The 16647-nt window shown below is 27.2% G+C and carries 13 protein-coding genes; 8 read left to right on the forward strand and 5 right to left on the reverse strand.

Going from position 1 to position 16647, the window contains the following annotated elements:
• The 5 genes from Q7K47_08070 (at nt 1) to kdsA (ending at nt 5554) form a co-directional block, all read left to right on the forward strand.
• A complete protein-coding gene (locus Q7K47_08070; protein ID MDP0507155.1) occupies nt 1-792 on the forward strand; it encodes an endonuclease/exonuclease/phosphatase family protein in 792 nt (263 codons plus the stop codon).
• A 105-nt stretch (nt 793-897) separates the two neighbouring features.
• The gene (locus Q7K47_08075; protein ID MDP0507156.1) at nt 898-1848 is read left to right on the forward strand and encodes an ROK family protein; all 951 of its coding nucleotides are present in this window, start codon (nt 898-900) and stop codon (nt 1846-1848) included.
• A 151-nt stretch (nt 1849-1999) separates the two neighbouring features.
• Nucleotides 2000-3019: a YeiH family protein gene (locus Q7K47_08080; protein MDP0507157.1), complete on the forward strand. Its 1020-nt coding sequence runs from the start codon at nt 2000-2002 to the stop codon at nt 3017-3019.
• 165 nt (nt 3020-3184) lie between these two features.
• A complete protein-coding gene (locus Q7K47_08085) occupies nt 3185-4627 on the forward strand; it encodes a UDP-N-acetylmuramoyl-L-alanyl-D-glutamate--2,6-diaminopimelate ligase (GenBank protein MDP0507158.1) in 1443 nt (480 codons plus the stop codon).
• 84 nt (nt 4628-4711) lie between these two features.
• Nucleotides 4712-5554, forward strand: coding sequence for a 3-deoxy-8-phosphooctulonate synthase (kdsA, locus tag Q7K47_08090; GenBank protein ID MDP0507159.1), 843 nt, complete (start codon nt 4712-4714; stop codon nt 5552-5554).
• 39 nt (nt 5555-5593) lie between these two features.
• Here the strand turns inward: kdsA and Q7K47_08095 are convergent, their stop codons facing one another.
• From Q7K47_08095 to Q7K47_08110, 4 genes are read right to left on the reverse strand one after another with little or no spacing between them, the layout of a single operon-like run.
• Complete coding sequence (locus tag Q7K47_08095) at nt 5594-8626, reverse strand: efflux RND transporter permease subunit (GenBank protein ID MDP0507160.1); 3033 nt, start codon at nt 8624-8626, stop codon at nt 5594-5596.
• A gap of 9 nt (nt 8627-8635) precedes the next feature.
• Nucleotides 8636-9757: an efflux RND transporter periplasmic adaptor subunit gene (locus Q7K47_08100; GenBank protein MDP0507161.1), complete on the reverse strand. Its 1122-nt coding sequence runs from the start codon at nt 9755-9757 to the stop codon at nt 8636-8638.
• Nucleotides 9758-9762: 5 nt separating this feature from the next.
• Entirely contained in the window at nt 9763-11199 is a 1437-nt protein-coding gene (locus tag Q7K47_08105) for a TolC family protein (protein MDP0507162.1), read from the reverse strand.
• A gap of 8 nt (nt 11200-11207) precedes the next feature.
• The gene (locus Q7K47_08110) at nt 11208-11786 is read right to left on the reverse strand and encodes a TetR/AcrR family transcriptional regulator (protein MDP0507163.1); all 579 of its coding nucleotides are present in this window, start codon (nt 11784-11786) and stop codon (nt 11208-11210) included.
• 137 nt (nt 11787-11923) lie between these two features.
• Between Q7K47_08110 and Q7K47_08115 the strand changes: the two genes are divergently transcribed.
• The 3 genes from Q7K47_08115 (at nt 11924) to Q7K47_08125 (ending at nt 14771) form a co-directional block, all read left to right on the forward strand.
• Nucleotides 11924-12403, forward strand: coding sequence for a GDSL-type esterase/lipase family protein (locus tag Q7K47_08115; protein MDP0507164.1), 480 nt, complete (start codon nt 11924-11926; stop codon nt 12401-12403).
• Nucleotides 12400-13224, forward strand: coding sequence for a methyltransferase domain-containing protein (locus tag Q7K47_08120; protein MDP0507165.1), 825 nt, complete (start codon nt 12400-12402; stop codon nt 13222-13224). Before Q7K47_08115 ends, Q7K47_08120 begins: the two co-directional genes overlap by 4 nt.
• Before the next feature lie 221 nt (nt 13225-13445).
• Nucleotides 13446-14771, forward strand: a complete 1326-nt coding sequence (locus Q7K47_08125; GenBank protein ID MDP0507166.1) for a YjiH family protein — start codon at nt 13446-13448, stop codon at nt 14769-14771.
• Between the two features lie 76 nt (nt 14772-14847).
• On the opposite strand, the gene Q7K47_08130 is transcribed toward Q7K47_08125, so the two are convergent.
• On the reverse strand, nt 14848-16647 hold a 1800-nt coding region (locus tag Q7K47_08130; GenBank protein ID MDP0507167.1), incomplete at its 5' end, for a glutamine synthetase III.

Here is a 16647-nt window from a genome sequence, read left to right on the forward strand (position 1 = left end):
ATGAAATTAATGACTTTAAATTGTCATTCATGGCAAGAAGAGAATCAAAAAGAAAAAATAAAATATTTAGCAAAAGTGATTGTAAAAGAAAAATATGATGTAATTGCTTTACAAGAAGTAAGCCAGTTAAAATCCTCAAATAAAATAAAAGGAAACATAAAAGAAGATAATTTTATTTATCTTCTTTTATGGGAACTTGAAAAGTTAAATGAGAAATATGATTATAGATGGGAATTTAATCATATTGGATATGATATTTATGAAGAAGGAATAGGAATTTTATTTAAAGGAAATATTAAAGAGAAATATGGAGATTTTATAGGGAAAACAAAAGACACTAATTTCTGGAAAACAAGAAAATTTGCAATGGTTTCTCTTGAAATAAATAACGAAATAATAGATTTTTATTCTTGTCATATGGGCTGGTGGCAGGATGAAGAAAATTCTTTTGAAGAACAAGTGGAAGATTTATTGAAAATTGCAAGAAGTAGAGGAAATAGATATTTTTTAATGGGAGATTTTAATAATGATGCTAACATAAAGCAAGAGGGCTATGATTATTTAATTTCTAAAGGATTAATTGATACTTTTGAAATATCAAAAAAGAAAGATTCTGGGACAACTGTTAGAGGAGTTATTGCAGGATGGGAAGATAGAAGTTCAGCTGATAAAAGAATAGATTTAATATTAACTAATGAAGCGTGTTCAGTGAAAGAAAGTGTAGTTGTGTTTAATGAAAAAAATTATGAGATAATATCAGATCATTTTGGAGTATCAATAGAGGTTAATTAAAAAAGTTAAAGATTCATTAAAAATTAAAGGTAATTTATTTGCTAAAGAAGAAATTATAACCTATAATTTAATTAGAGATTATAAGAAGGAATTAAGGAGGCTTGTGTGAAATATATAGCAGGAGTTGATATAGGAGGAACAAATACAAAGATAGGATTAGTTAATGAAAAAGGAAACTTAGAAATAACAAAATCAATAAAAACTCTTTCAGAAGAGGGAGTATATAGAACTATGGAAAGAATTTGGGGAACTATAGAAGAACTTTTAAAAGAAAAAAATCTAGGAAAAGAAGATATAAAAGGGGTTGGAATGGGAATTCCTGGTCCTGTAAAAAATGAAGAAATAGTTGGATTTTTTGCAAATTTTCCTTGGGAAAGAAATTTAAATATTTCTAAAATTTTTGAAGGAATAAGTGGAAAAAAAACTAAGTTAAATAATGATGTAAATGTAATAGCTTTAGGAGAAGCTGTTTACGGAGCTGGAAAAGGATCTACTTCTAGTGTAACTGTTGCTTTGGGAACAGGAATAGGTGGAGGAATTTTTGTAAACGGGAAAATAATTTCTGGATTCAGTGGAGCAGGAGGAGAAATAGGACATCTAAAGATAGTAAAAGATGGTAAATTATGTGGTTGTGGTCAAAAAGGATGTTTTGAAGCCTATGCTTCTGCAACAGGAATAGAAAGAGAAGCTATTTCAAGATTAATGGTGAATAAAAAAAATATGCTATATAAAAAGATTGAAGGGAATTTAGATAATTTAGAAGCAAAAGAAGTATTTGATTGTGCTAAATTAGGGGATGAATTTTCAATAAGTATAGTTGATTATGAAGCTGAATATCTTGCAATGGGTATAGGTAATATTTTAAACATAATAAATCCAGAAAAGATAATATTAGGTGGAGGAGTAGCTTTAGCAGGGGATATTCTTTTAAGCAGAGTTAAAGAAAGATTGGCTAAATATGCTATGCCTGTAACTTTAGAAGAAGAATTTGAAATAGTTTTAGGAAATTTAGGAAATAATGCAGGGATACTTGGAGCTGCAGCATTGATAAAATAAAAAATAAAATATATTTAAGGCTGCAGACTTTTTGTCTGCAGTTTTTTATTGATAAGATTTAATTATTATCTAATAGTAAATGATTATTTTATTTTATTTATATCTGGTGTTATAATTTTTTATAAAATAAAATTATAAAAGGAGATATAAAATGAAAGAAAAATTAAAAGGGTTTTATTTATGTTTATTAATAGCAGTTCCATCATGGATATTAGGAAAAATGTTTCCAATAATAGGAGGACCTGTAATTTCAATAATATTAGGAATGATAGTTGCTAATTTTATTAAAGATAAAGCTAGTTATGCTGCAGGAATAAAATTTACTTCTAAGAAAATTTTACAGTATGCAGTAATATTATTAGGGTTTGGATTAAATTTATCTATTATTTTAGAAACTGGAAAGCAATCTCTCCCTATAATTATATCAACTATCTCAATATCATTATTAATTTCTTATGTATTACATAAGACTATGAATATTCCCGCTAAAATATCAACATTAGTAGGGGTAGGATCAAGTATATGTGGTGGTTCAGCCATTGCAGCAACTGCTCCAGTAATAGATGCTGATGATAGTGAAGTAGCTCAAGCTATATCAGTTATATTCTTTTTTAATGTTATAGCAGCAATATTATTTCCTAATTTAGGATCATTATTAGGATTTAGTCATTTAAATGGAGAAGCTTTTGGGATTTTCGCAGGAACAGCTATAAATGATACTTCTTCTGTTACTGCAGCAGCGTCAACATGGGATAGTATGTATGCTTTAGGAAGTTCAACTTTGGATAAAGCAGTGACTGTAAAATTAACAAGGACATTAGCAATAATACCTATAACTGTATGTTTAGGATTTATTAGAACACAAAAAGAAAAAGGAAAGGGTAAAAAAATAAAATGGTTAGAAGTTTTTCCAATGTTTATAATATATTTTGTGATAGCGTCAATAATAACAACTGTATGTGAAAAAATGGGAGTTTCATCTACTGTATTTCTTCCTATAAAAGCTTTAAGCAAATTTTTTATTGTACTTGCAATGGGAGCTATAGGATTGAATACAAATATAGTGAAACTTATAAAAACAGGTGGAAAACCAATTCTTATGGGATTATGTTGCTGGATAGGAATAACAGGAGTAAGTTTAGTTATGCAACATGTATTAGGAGTTTGGTAAAATAAAGATTCAATTTTTATGAATATTTTAGCAATAAAGATTATTGAAAATAAGTTTATTAAATGAAATTTTAAGAATATTTGGTATAATATATTGAGGGATGGACAAAAGTATTTATTTAATATAGAATTTGAAGTATAAAACCAAATATTAGGAGAGTAGTTTATGAATATAAAAAAGATATTTTCAGAAGTAGAATATAAGGTATTACAATGTGTAAATAAAGAAATTTTATCGAAAAATATAGAATATGATTCAAGAAAAATAAATGAAGGAGATATATTTGTTGCTTTAGAAGGAAGCATTGTAGATGGGCATGACTATATAGAAAAAGCAATAGAATTAGGAGCTAAAACAATAATAGTTTCAAAAGAAGTTCCTATGAAGGAGAATATAAATTATTTTTTAGTTGATAATTTAAGAACAAAGTTACCTTTTATAGCTTCAAATTTTTATGATTATCCTCAAGATAAATTAAAGATAATAGGTGTAACAGGAACCAATGGAAAAACAACAACAACTTATATATTAGAAACTATGTTAGGAGAAAAAAACATAGCAAGAATAGGAACAGTTGAATATAAGATAGGAGAAGAAGTTATAGAGGCTCCTAATACTACTCCAGAATCATTAGACTTAGTTAAATTTTGTAAAAAAGCAGTAGAAAAAAATATAAAATATTTAATCATGGAAGTTAGTTCTCATGGATTGAGTATTGGTAGAGTTGATATGCTTAAATTTGATGTTGGAATATTTACTAATTTAACTCCAGAACATTTAGACTATCATAAAACTATGGAAAATTATTATTTAGCAAAAAGAAAAATGTTTGATTTATTAAAAAATAAAAATAATTCAGTAATTAATGGTGACGATGAGTATGGAGTTAAATATTTAGGTTATACAAAGGGTATTTCTTATGGATTAAAAAATTCAGATATTACAGGAAATATTAAAAAAATCTCAAGACATGGACAAGAAGTTAGTATAAATATACTTGGAAATCATTATGATGTAACTTTAAATATATTAGGAAGGTATAATCTTTATAATTTACTTGGAGCTATAGGAGGAGCAAAATTATTAGGACTATCAGATGAGGAAATAATAGATAAAATTCATAAAATTAAAGGTGCCCCAGGAAGATTTGAAAATGTAAAAATTGATGCAGACTTTACAGCAATAGTTGATTATGCTCATACTGGAGATGCTCTTGAAAATATTTTAAAGAGTATTAATGAGTTTAAACTAAATAAAGTGATAACTGTTTTTGGTTGTGGAGGGGATAGAGATAAAACTAAAAGACCAATAATGGGGGAAATAGCAGAAAATAATAGTGATATAATAGTAGTAACTTCAGATAATCCAAGAACTGAAAAACCAGAAGAAATAGTAAAAGATATTATTACTGGATTAAAAAAAGATAATCATATTATTGAAGTTGATAGAGAAAAAGCTATCTTTAAAGCAGTAGAAATAGCAAAAAAAGATGATATAATCTTAGTAGCAGGAAAAGGACATGAAGATTATCAAATATTAGGAAGAAGTAAAATACATTTTGATGATAGAGAAAAAATAATAAAGGCAGTAGAAATTTTGAAAAAATAAATTATATTTGACTTATATGAAAATTAATTTATAATATTTAAGTAAGAGAATAGTTTAATTAATTATTGATATGAAAGGAAAAATATGATAAATAAATTAGAAAAAACAAGAGAGATACAAGTTAAAGATTTTAAAATAGGGGGAAAGCAAAGGTTTACACTTATTGCAGGTCCTTGTGCTATAGAAAATGAAGAAATGTCATTGATGGTAGCAAAAAAAATAAAAGAAATTTGTGATAAATTAGGAATAAATTATGTTTTCAAATCTTCTTTTGATAAGGCGAATCGTTCCTCAATTCATTCTTATAGAGGAGTAGGATTAGAAGAGGGGCTTAGAATATTAAAAAAAGTAAAAACTGAAGTAGGAGTTCCTGTAATAACTGATATACATGAACCTTGGCAATGTGAAGAAGTTGCTAAAGTGGTTGATATGCTTCAAATTCCAGCTTTTTTATGTAGGCAAACAGATTTAATAGTAGCTGCAGGGAAAACAGGATTACCAGTTAATGTGAAAAAAGGTCAATTTTTAGCTCCTTGGGATATGAAAAATGTTGTCACTAAAATGGATGAAATAGGAAATCAAAAATTATTATTAACAGAAAGAGGAAATGTTTTTGGATACAATAATTTTGTAGTAGATATGAGAGGACTTTTAGAAATGAGGAAATTAGGAGTTCCAGTAGTTTTTGATGCTACTCATTCAGTGCAAATACCAGGAGGGCTTTCAAGTTGCTCTGGTGGAAATAGAGACTATGTATTTCCTTTGATGAAGGCAGCTCTATCAATAGGAGTAGATGCAATATTTGCAGAAGTTCATCCTGATCCAGATAAAGCTCCATGTGATGGTCCAAATATGCTTTATTTAGATGATTTAGAAGAGGTGTTGAACATAGCTATCAAATTAGATGATATAGCAAAAGAATTATAAATTGAAAAGTTCACATCATGATAATGATGTGAACTTTTTTTATTTTCTGTAAGTAATAAGATAAAGAACTGGGAAAATAAACAATGTTAGTATTGTAGAAGCGAATAATCCAAATATTATTGTAGCTGCCATATCTCCGTATAAAGGATCTCTAAGAAGAGGAATCATCCCAAATATAGTAGTTACAGCTGCAAGACCTACAGCACGAATTCTACTTACTGAAGAATCAATAACAGCTATCTCTGGTTCTTTTTTTAGACCATTTATTTGGAAATTAATTTCATCCATAAGAACAACAATATTTTTAATCATTATTCCAGATAAAGCTATTAATCCGACGGCGGACATAAATCCAAATGATTTTCCTGTTATCAATAAGCCAGGAGCAATTCCTATTAAGGCAAGAGGAATCATTAAAAATATAAGACCTGCTATTTTTACACTTGCAAAAAGTAATACACAAATGGTAAACATTATGACTACAGGGAAAGGAACAGAATTAACTAGAGCCTTTGTATTTTTCATTTGTTCGAAGAAAAGTCCTCCCCAATGTGCAGAATAGTCTTTAGGTAAAGTTATATTTTCAATATCTTTTTTCATTAGATTTCTAATTTTATCAGGATTTGTTCCAATAGGAACGTCGCATTGAACTTTAATGGTTCTAATTCTATTTTTTCTCCATATTTGATTGTTTTCAAATTCTAAACGAGAGTTTTTAATAATTGATCCTAGAGGTTGAGCTTTTCCAATTAATCCCCAAATAGGAGTCTTTTCTATATTTGAAAGTTCTCCATATTGCTTTTCTTTAAGTACAACCGCCTTAAGAGAATCTTCATCTTTTATTTTTCCAATAGGCATTCCATTTGAACTTCTTATTAATGAAGTAGTGACATCAAAGGGAGTGATTGCTACTTTTTTAGCATTTATTTGAGAAAAATCACCTTTCCAAGTTAAGACTTTATTTCTCCAATTAGTTCTAACATTTAATGCTCCAGGAGTATTTTTCATAATTGTTATAGCTTTTTGTGAAAGATCTCTTAAAATTTTAGGATCTGGTCCAGAAAATTCATATTCAATAGGATATTCTACAGCAGTTCCATTTGGATATTTTTTAATACTTACCATTACTCCAGGTAAATTTTTATTGGAAAAATTAAGGATACTGCTAGCTATTTTGTCTAATTCTTTTAATTTTTTAATACTTACTATAAGTTCTCCAAATGAAGAATTAGGAGCTTCAGGAATAGTAGATACATAATATCTTGCAGGAGATGCTCCAATAGTTGCAGTAACATTTTTAATTCTTTTATCTTCCATTAAAAAATTATTTAATTTTAAACTAGCATCTTCAATTACTTTTATTTTAGTTCCTTCAGGGCACCATAGGTTAACAGTAAATCCTTTTTTATTTGAATCAGGGAAAAAAGATTTAGGAATAAAAGCTAGTAAAAATATAGAAAATAAAAGACTACAGAAGACAATAGTTATTGTAATTTTTTTATACTTTATTAATAATTCTAATGTTTTTCGTGCTTTATCATAGAATTTTATTTCTTTTTTTGAAGGTTTTTTTAAATCTTTTTTCGTTAAGAAAACTTTACAATAAGCTGGAGTTTGAGTTAAGCAAAGAGCCCAACTTAAAATCAAAGAAATTCCAATTACCCAGAAACAAGATCCAACATATTCTCCCATATAAGTAGGCATTAGATAAGCTGGTAAAAATGCTAGTACTGCAATTAAGGTAGCTCCCAAAAGAGGAATCGCAGGTTTTTTGGTTGCATTTTCTAGGGATACTTCAATACCTAAATTTTTATTTAAGTTAACAAGAGTATTATCAACAATGACAATGGAATTATCAACAAGCATTCCCATGGCAATGATAAAAGATCCTAAGGATACTCTTTGCAAATCTATTTTCATGAATAGCATTGCTATTAGAGTTCCAAGAATAGAAAGGATAAGTCCACTTCCTATAATAAAACCACTCTTCAGTCCCATTGTTAAAAGTAATACTCCAACAACAGTGAAAATAGAAATAAGTAAATTTATTACAAAAATGTTAATGGAAGAACTAACTAAATCAGGTTGATAATAAATTTTTTCAACACTAATACCTAAAGGAAGTTTCTCTTTTAAATAATCTATTTTAGCATCAATTTCCTTTCCAGTATTAACAATGTTGGTTCCCACTAATGGAGACAAAGAAATTCCCATGGATTTTTTACCGTTATAATACATTTTTTCTTTCATAGGATAAGAATATCCTTTTTTTATAGTTGCAATATCTCCTAGTCTAATTATTTCAGAATTTCCATTTGGAAGTTTTCCAGAAAAAATTATTAAATTTTTTAATTTTTCCATGGTTTTGATTTCATTATTAAATTTTAAATTAACTATTAAATTTCCATAATCTATATTTCCTCCTCCAGTAATTAAATTTTGAGAAAATAAAGACATTGCAATTGCTTTTGTACTGATACCCATGGAATTTATTTTATTTCTATCAATTAATATTTCCACGTTTTCTTTAGGATTTCCGAAAATAGATGTTTTTGAAACTCCAGGGATAGATTGAAGCTCTTTTTCAATATATTTAGTATATTTAGAAAGCTCAGAATAAGAGTAGCCATCACTAGTTACAGCAAGAAACATTCCATAAACATCTCCGTAATCATCTAAAACAATGGAAGGGATAACTCCTTGAGGGAGGTTTATCTGTGCATCATTAATTTTTTTTCTAACATTATCCCAATATTGTGGTAGCTCTTTACTTTTAACGGATTCTTTTAGTTTTATCTTAACTTGAGAGTAACCATTTTTAGAAACACTTTCAGTAAATTCAATATTTGGAATTTTTTGAAGAGCTTGTTCTATTTTATCAGTAACAAAAAGTTCTGTATCATGTTGGGAAGCTCCAGGATATAAAGTAACAACTAAAGCTTCTTTTATTTTAAATTCAGGATCTTCTAATTTCCCAAGCTTAAAGTATGAAAAAAGACCTCCAATTATAAGTAAGGCTACTATAAAACGGATAACTATTGTGTTTTTAATTGAGTAATCAATAATTTTCATAATATCCTCCTATAAAATTTTTCCTACATTAGTTTTTGAAAAAGTTTTTAAAACTTTAACCTTTTCATTATTTGAAAGTTGATGAACTCCTCTAGTAACAATTTTATCCTTTGGTTTAAGTCCAGAGACCAAAATTAAGTTATTATCTAAAGGTCTTATAAGCTTTATTTCTTTTAAAGTAACTACTCCATTATCATAAATCCATACATTAGGAGTATTATTTTTTTCAAAAATAGCTTCAATGGGAATAGTAATTCCTACTTTGTTATTTTTTTCTAAATATATTTTAACTGTACCATTTATATCACTAGGAATAGAAGTGTTTTCATCTTTAGTTTTAAATACTAAAGGATAGGAAAGGTTTCCAAAGCTCTTAATTTTACTAGCTGTTTCAAGAATAAGTGGATAATTGTTAGATTTATAGATAAAGGTAGAACTTTTTAAAGTGTTTAATTTATTTAAATCTTCTTCAGTTATATTTATTCTGATTTTACTTTTTTCAATTGAAGCAAGTGAAAAAACAGGTATTCCAGGAGCTGCAATTCCTCCTTCTCCAATAAATTTTTTAGTAATATATCCAGAAAAAGGAGCTTTTAAATCAGCATCAATAATATGGTTTTTACAGTTTTCAACAGCTTGTTTAGAAGCTTGATAATTAGCTAGAGCAGCTAAGCTTGCGGAGCTAGTAGATTTTTTTTGCGCTAGTGCTTCTTCATATGTTTTTTTAGGAAGAGATTTATTATTATATAATTTTTCTACTCTTTTAAATTGAGAATCACTGTTTTTAGCAATGGCAAGAGAGGCTTCATAGACATTTCTAGTAGCAATAGATTTATTTTCAAATGCTTTTAAGTTTAAAAGATAATCTCTTTTATCCATAGAAGCGATAATTTCTCCTTTTTTTACAAAACTTCCAATTTCAACATTTATTTTAAGAATAGGCCCGGGAATTTTAAATGCTAAATTTGCTTCTTTAGAAGGAATAGTAATTCCTGGATAAGTTAAAATTATATTTTTTTCATTTTCTTGTACTTGAAATATTTCAACAGGTGGAATAAATTCTTCTTTATGTTTATTGAAACATCCAATAAACAGGATACTTGTAAAAAAAACAATTAATATTTTTTTCATAATAATTACTCTCCTTTAATTGTAGGGGATATTCCCATGGTAATATTTAAACTGCTTAAGGCAAGGTTGTAGTTGAATTCTAATTTTTTAACATTAGTTAAACTTTTATTATAAGAAGCGAGTGAATTGAAATATTGTTCTTCGCTAATCATTCCTACAGATAATTCAGCCTTAGCTTGTTTTAATTTTCCTTTTTCTGCTTTAAGATTTAAATTCGAAATATCTAAAAGATCATTAATTTTATTTAAATTATAATAAGCATTAGCTGTTTCAATAATAGTTTTCATAAATTCTTTTTCAAGCTTTAAATTAGCAATTTTTTCTTTTCTAATAGCTTTTTTATATTCATTTATGTTTTTAAAGCCATTAAATAAACTAATGACACCACTAACATTAGCATTAAGGAAGTCAGGATCAGATAATAATTTATTTGAATTATTTACATAATTCCCTCCTAGAATAATTTTTGGTAAAAAATTAGAAATAGCAATTTTTTTAATATTATTATTAACCTCAACATTGAGATTATTAATTTTTAAAATTTCATTATTTCCAATAGAGTTTAGAATACATTTTTCTAAATTTGGAAAAGACCTTTTTTTAAATTTAAAAGAGTCTAATTTTATATCATTCATTGGATTTAGGTTTAAAGATTTTAATAAGTTCATTTTAGCTAATCTTAAATTTCTTTCATTTTCTTTTAAATTATATTTTTTATATTTTAGAAGAACTAATGCCTTTTCATATTCCCAAGGCATAATTCCTTCAACTTTTAATGAAAGTGCAGCCCTTTTTTTAGTTTCTTCAATTGATTTAATCTCATCTTTTAGATAATTTTCTTGAGATTCTAAAGTCAGAATATAAAAATATTGAGAAGTGATTTTAAGATCAATCATTTTTTTTGTTAAGTTTTCTACTAGTTTAGATATATCTTCACCTTTTTTTCTAGCTGAGTATAAATACCAGTAACTAGGTACAAAAATAGGAACTTGAGCACTAACGCCATAAGTGTAAGAACTTTTTTCAATTAAGGTAGATGACATTATTTTTTGAGAAGCAAATTGACTACCTATAGCGGAACTTCCCATAGCTGAGAAAGCTTGACCCAGAGCTCCAGTTAAGGGGCTTATATCTAAATCAACATTAACATCATCATTGAGTCTAGAATAATTACCAACTAAGTTAATAGATGGTAGGAAGTTTCCAAATGCAATATTTTTATCTAGTGTTGATATTTCTCGTTCAAGTTCTTTAATTTTTAAAGTTAAATTCCGTTCTTTTGCAATTTCTAAAGTTTCTTTTAGGGATAAAGTTTTGCCATATTTATTTAATGAATTAACTTTAGTTAAATTTTCTATTTTTTCATTAGGAGAAAGCTTAGTATTAGAACAACTAAAATTTAAGAAACTTATAAAAAGTAAAAAGGATATTTTTAATTTCATGGGACCCCCTATTTAAATAATGTAATAATTATTGCTTGCCATACTGAAGGATAATTAATATTAAGATTGTAAATACAACTACATTCAATACCCAAGAGATTATTGAAAATTAATTCAGTATTTAATTTTAAATTAAAATCATTTTTAAAGATATTAAGTTCTAATCCGTGTTTTAAAATATTTTCAATCCAATTTTTAGTTATTTTGGTTAATTTGTTTTTTTTACTTTCTAGGAAAGGAATACGATTAGACTGAATATATAGTTCTGTAAAAACAAGCTGAGAATCTTTATTCATATGAAATCTATTTATATATCTTTCTACTAGAGTTATTAAAAAAAGCTTATAATTTTCTTTGTCGTTAATCTCTTTACAAGTATTAATATCATTATTGAAGTCAGAAACTATGTTATTTATTATGTGATCTGATAATTCAAATAGAATATCATTTTTAGAATTAAAATAATAATATATAGAAGGTTTTTGAATCCCTACATCCTTGCAAATATTAGATATAGATGTTTTTTCAAAACCTTTTTGAGAAATTAATTTATAAGCAGAATTTAATATTTTTTCTTTAGTTGACATAAGCCCTCCTTTGTAATTTATATACCTATCGTTCGGTAAAAATATACCACTTGTTTTTTAATTTGTCAATAGATAATAAAAATCTATAATTTTAAAGTGGATTATGAGATAATCTATTAGAAAGCAAAGGAGGAAAAATGAAAAAAGAGATAATTTTACTAGGGGATAGTATTATGGCTTGGAATAAATTTAATAATTTTAAAAATTATGCAGAACCTGGATTTACGACATTAGATCTTTTGTGGAAACTTCAAAAGAATAATGATATAATTGGAGACGTTGCAATTTTAATGATTGGAGTAAATGATATTTTATTAGATTGCAGTTTTCAAATGGTGGGAGAAAATATAGAGAAAATTTTAAAGTTATTAAAAAAAAGATTTAAAAAAATAGTATTAATCTCTATACTGCCTACTTCAGATAAAATAAAAAATAATAATATTTTAATAGTTAATAAAAATTTAAAAAATATTCAAGGGATATTCTTTTTAGATGCATATGATTTATTTTTAGGGGACTCTACCAAAATAGATAATAAATTTACAGGGGATGGGATACATTTAAATGATTATGCTTATAAAATATTAAACAAAAAAATAGAGGAGGCTTTACAATGATAATTTGTCCAAAATGTAAAGAAAAATTATCTAAAGAAAACAAAACTTATAAATGTATAAATAATCATTCCTTTGATATAGCGAAGTCAGGATATGTTAATTTATTATTAGATAATCAAAAAAATAGTAAAAATCCTGGTGATGACAAAGATATGATAAAAAGTAGAAAATTCTTTTTAGAAAAAGGGTATTATAAGGATATTTCAGATAAATTAAACGAAATTATAGAAAATAATATAGAAGTAAAAGAGAAAACTTTTATTTTAGATATTGGTTGTGGAGAAGGATATTATACAGGAAATTTAAAAGAATATTTAGATTCTAGAAGTAAAGAAAGTGAACTATTAGGTATAGATATATCAAAACAAGCAATACTTGAAGCTTCTAAAAAGTATAAAAAAATAGATTGGGTTATAGCTAGTGCTTTAAATATACCTGTTATGGAAGAAACTTATGATTTTGTAATTTGTATGTTTTCTAAAATTATTCCAAGTGAAAAGAAAAGAGTATTAAAAGATAAAGGGAAAGTAATAATAGTATCTACTGGAGAAAATCATTTACAAGAAATAAAAGAAGTTGTTTATGAGAAGGTAAAAAAAGATTATTATTCTCCAATGGAAGACATGAAAGAGTTTAAACATGTAGAAACAATAAATGTTAAAAGTAAAATTAATATTAGCGAAAAAGAAAATATAGAAAATCTTTTTAATATGACACCTTACAGATGGAGAAGTCCTAAGGAAGGGGTAAAAAAATTATTTGAACTTGATTCAATGGAAGTAACAATTGATGTTAATTTTGATGTTTTTGAAAAAAATTAATCTTTACAATTTTGGTAAAATAAATTACAATGAAATAAAGAAAAAATAGAAGAGATTAGTTCATTATAATAGAGGAGCCTAAGGCCGATGGTGTAGAATCTATATAATTTTGAATTAAATATCACGAAGCTGCCATAGTGATATACTTAATCTTAGAGTTCTCAAAGGCATACTGGTGTATGCCTTTTTTTATTGGCAAGTAAATTAAATGTGGAGGAGTTATGTCAATTTTTAAATTTTTATTCTATTCAATTTTAGGAATAGTTGCATTTTTAGCACCTATAAAAATAGGTGGGGAATCTTCAATATTAATGGGGCATATAAAGTCTATAGTTATAGACGGATATATGGATCAAATAAAATATTTAGTTATTTTAGTATCTTTAGTTACAATAATAGGGACAGTGATAGGATTTATAAAAAAAGATTTTAAAAATAAAATCTTAAATGAATTTTTTATTTGTGGACCAATTAATGGGATAGTAAGAATAGGTGGAAGCATATTTTTTTTAATGGTTCATTATGGTATAGGTCCAGCTTATATATTAGATGAAAATACAGGTGGATTAATGGCAGGAGATTTAATTCCTTCGTTAATGGTAACTTTTTGTGTTGGAGTTATGTTAATGCCGTTATTAACTTCTTTTGGATTAGTTGAATTTGTAGGAGTTTTAATAGCACCTTTTATGAGAAAAATATTTAAAGTTCCAGGATATGCAGCTATTGATGCAATAGCTTCTTTTTTAGGAGATGGAACAATTGGAATAGTTGTAACAGATCAACAATATCAAAGGGGATATTATACTCAAAAAGAAGCTGCCATAATAGCGACTTCATTTTCAATAGTTGGGATTTCATTTGCAGCAGTTGTAGCTGATTTCTTAGGATTTTCAAAAATATTTATGATATTTTATGGAACAATAGCTATTTCCACAGTTATAGCAGGAGTAATAATGGCAAGATTGCCTTTTAAAAAGTTTAAAAATGAATATTATCAAGGGAAAGATATTGGTGGAGAAGAAGCGAGTGTTTCTTTTTTAGTAGCAGTGAAAAAAGCAGCAGCAGCAGCGGAGAAATCAAAAGTTTTAGAAGTTTTTCTAGACTCAATAAAAAAAGTTGGAGTTTTATATATAACCTTTATACCAGTGATAATGTTTATGGGAACAGTAGGTCTTACTTTAGCAGAGCATACTAATGTTTTTGGAATTATATCAATGCCTTTAGTTCCGTTATTTAGACTATTAGGATTCCCATTAGAAATTGCAAAAAGTATGGCACCAACAATGATAATTGGATTTGCAGATATGTATCTTCCAGCACTATTAATTGAAAGTGTTCCTAGTGAGATGGTTAGATTTATAGTTGGGACTTTATCTTTTGCTCAGTTGATATTTTTAAGTGAAACTGGAATGATTTTAGTGGCATCAAAAATAGGATTTAATTTTGTGGATGCTCTAAAGGTATTTGTAATAAGAACAATATTAACATTCCCAATAATATTTATAATAGCAAAAATATTATTTTCTATGGGGATATTAGCAAATTAAGAGATTAAATTAAAAATGTAAAAAGAGGATTGAAAATATATTCAATCCTCTTTTAATATAAAGTTTTATTTTATTCTTATAATTTAAATAGTAAATCTTCGTAAACAGGGAAAGGCCAAGTATTTTTTTCACAAATTAATTCAAGAGCATCAGCCCAGCTAACTAGGTGATTGATTCTAGGAATTATATCTGTATGATAGAATTTAGCTCTTTCATATTGATCTTTTATATTTATTACAGTTTCAAATTCTTTTTCAAGTTCAGCTAAAGAGTCTCTTAAATGAACTTTAGCATTTAAAACTTTAATAACATGTTTTCTATCTCCTTCAATTAACTCATTATTTTCTGTTCCAATTACATCTTTGATATTTTTAATAGCAGTAGAAAGATTACTTAAATGCTTCATAACAGCAGGATAAATTTCATTTCTAGCCATTCTAATAGCAGTTGAAGTTTCTATATGTAATTGCTTGTTATATCTTTCAGTATAAACTACGAATATAGATTTTAATTCTTCAGCGCTTAAAACACCAGTTCTTTCAAAAAGTTCAATAGTTTCTTTTTTGATATAAGTAGGAAGAGCTTCTACAGTACAAGATAAGTTAGGTAGACCTCTTTTTTCAGCTTCTGTAACCCAAGCTTCATCATATCCATTACCATTGAAGATAATTCTTTTGTGTTTATTGTATCTTTCTTTTATTAAAGTTATAATCGCTTTATTTAAATCTTTTTTATCTTCAACTTTTTCTAAAATATTAGCATATTCTCTTAAAACATCTGCAACTATTGTATTTATCATAGTGGTAGGAGTTGCTGGAGATGCGCTTGAACCAGGCATTCTATATTCGAATTTATTTCCAGTAAATGCGAAAGGAGAAGTTCTATTTCTGTCAGAAATATCCTTAGGTATTTTAGGGAAATTATAAGCTCCTAATTCAATAGAAAGATGTTCACTGTTTGTTGTATCGATTTTTCCAATATTTTCTAGGAAATTTTGTAAAGGTTCTCCTAAAAATATAGAGATAATAGCAGGAGGAGCTTCAGATCCACCTAATCTAAGATCATTTCCTGCAGTTGCAGTAGCAACTCTTAAAATATCTGCATGTTTATCAACAGCTTCAACTACAGCAGTTGTAAATACTAGGAATTGAAGATTATCCTTAGACATATCTCCAGGATCAAATAAGTTTTCACCTAAATCGGTAGCTAAAGACCAGTTACAATGTTTTCCAGATCCATTAACTTTAGAAAATGGTTTTTCATGTAAAAGGGCAGCTAAATTATGTCTAGTAGCAACTTTTTTTATAATATCCATTGAAAGTTGATTTTGATCTGCTGCGATATTAGCAGAAGCAAACATTATAGCTAATTCAAATTGATTTGGAGCAACTTCGTTATGTTTTGTTTTAGCCATTACTCCAAGTTTCCATAATTCAGAGTCAAGCTCAGCCATAAATACTTCAACTTTTTCTTTTAAAGTACCATAATAATGGTCATTAAGTTCTTGACCTTTTGGTGGAAGTGAACCAAAGATTGCTCTTCCTCCAAGCATAAGATCTTGTCTTTTTTCCCAGAATTCCTTTTCAATAAGGAAATATTCCTGTTCTACTCCAAGAGTAACATCAATACTAGATGATTTAGTATCTCCTAAAGCTTTCTTAAGTCTTAAAGCTTCATGAGAAATTGTGTTTATTGATCTTAAAAGTGGAACTTTTTTATCAAGAGTTTCTCCGTTATACCCAACAAAAGCAGTTGGTATAAATAAAGTTTTTGCTTTTTCAGGTCCTCTTAAAAACATAGGAGATGATAAATCCCACGCTGTATATCCTCTAGCTTCAAATGTAGAACGAAGTCCACCATTTGGGAAAGAAGAAGT

It is taken from the genome of Fusobacterium sp. JB019 (genome assembly GCA_030673965.1).
Taxonomy (GTDB): Bacteria; Fusobacteriota; Fusobacteriia; order Fusobacteriales; family Fusobacteriaceae; genus Fusobacterium_B.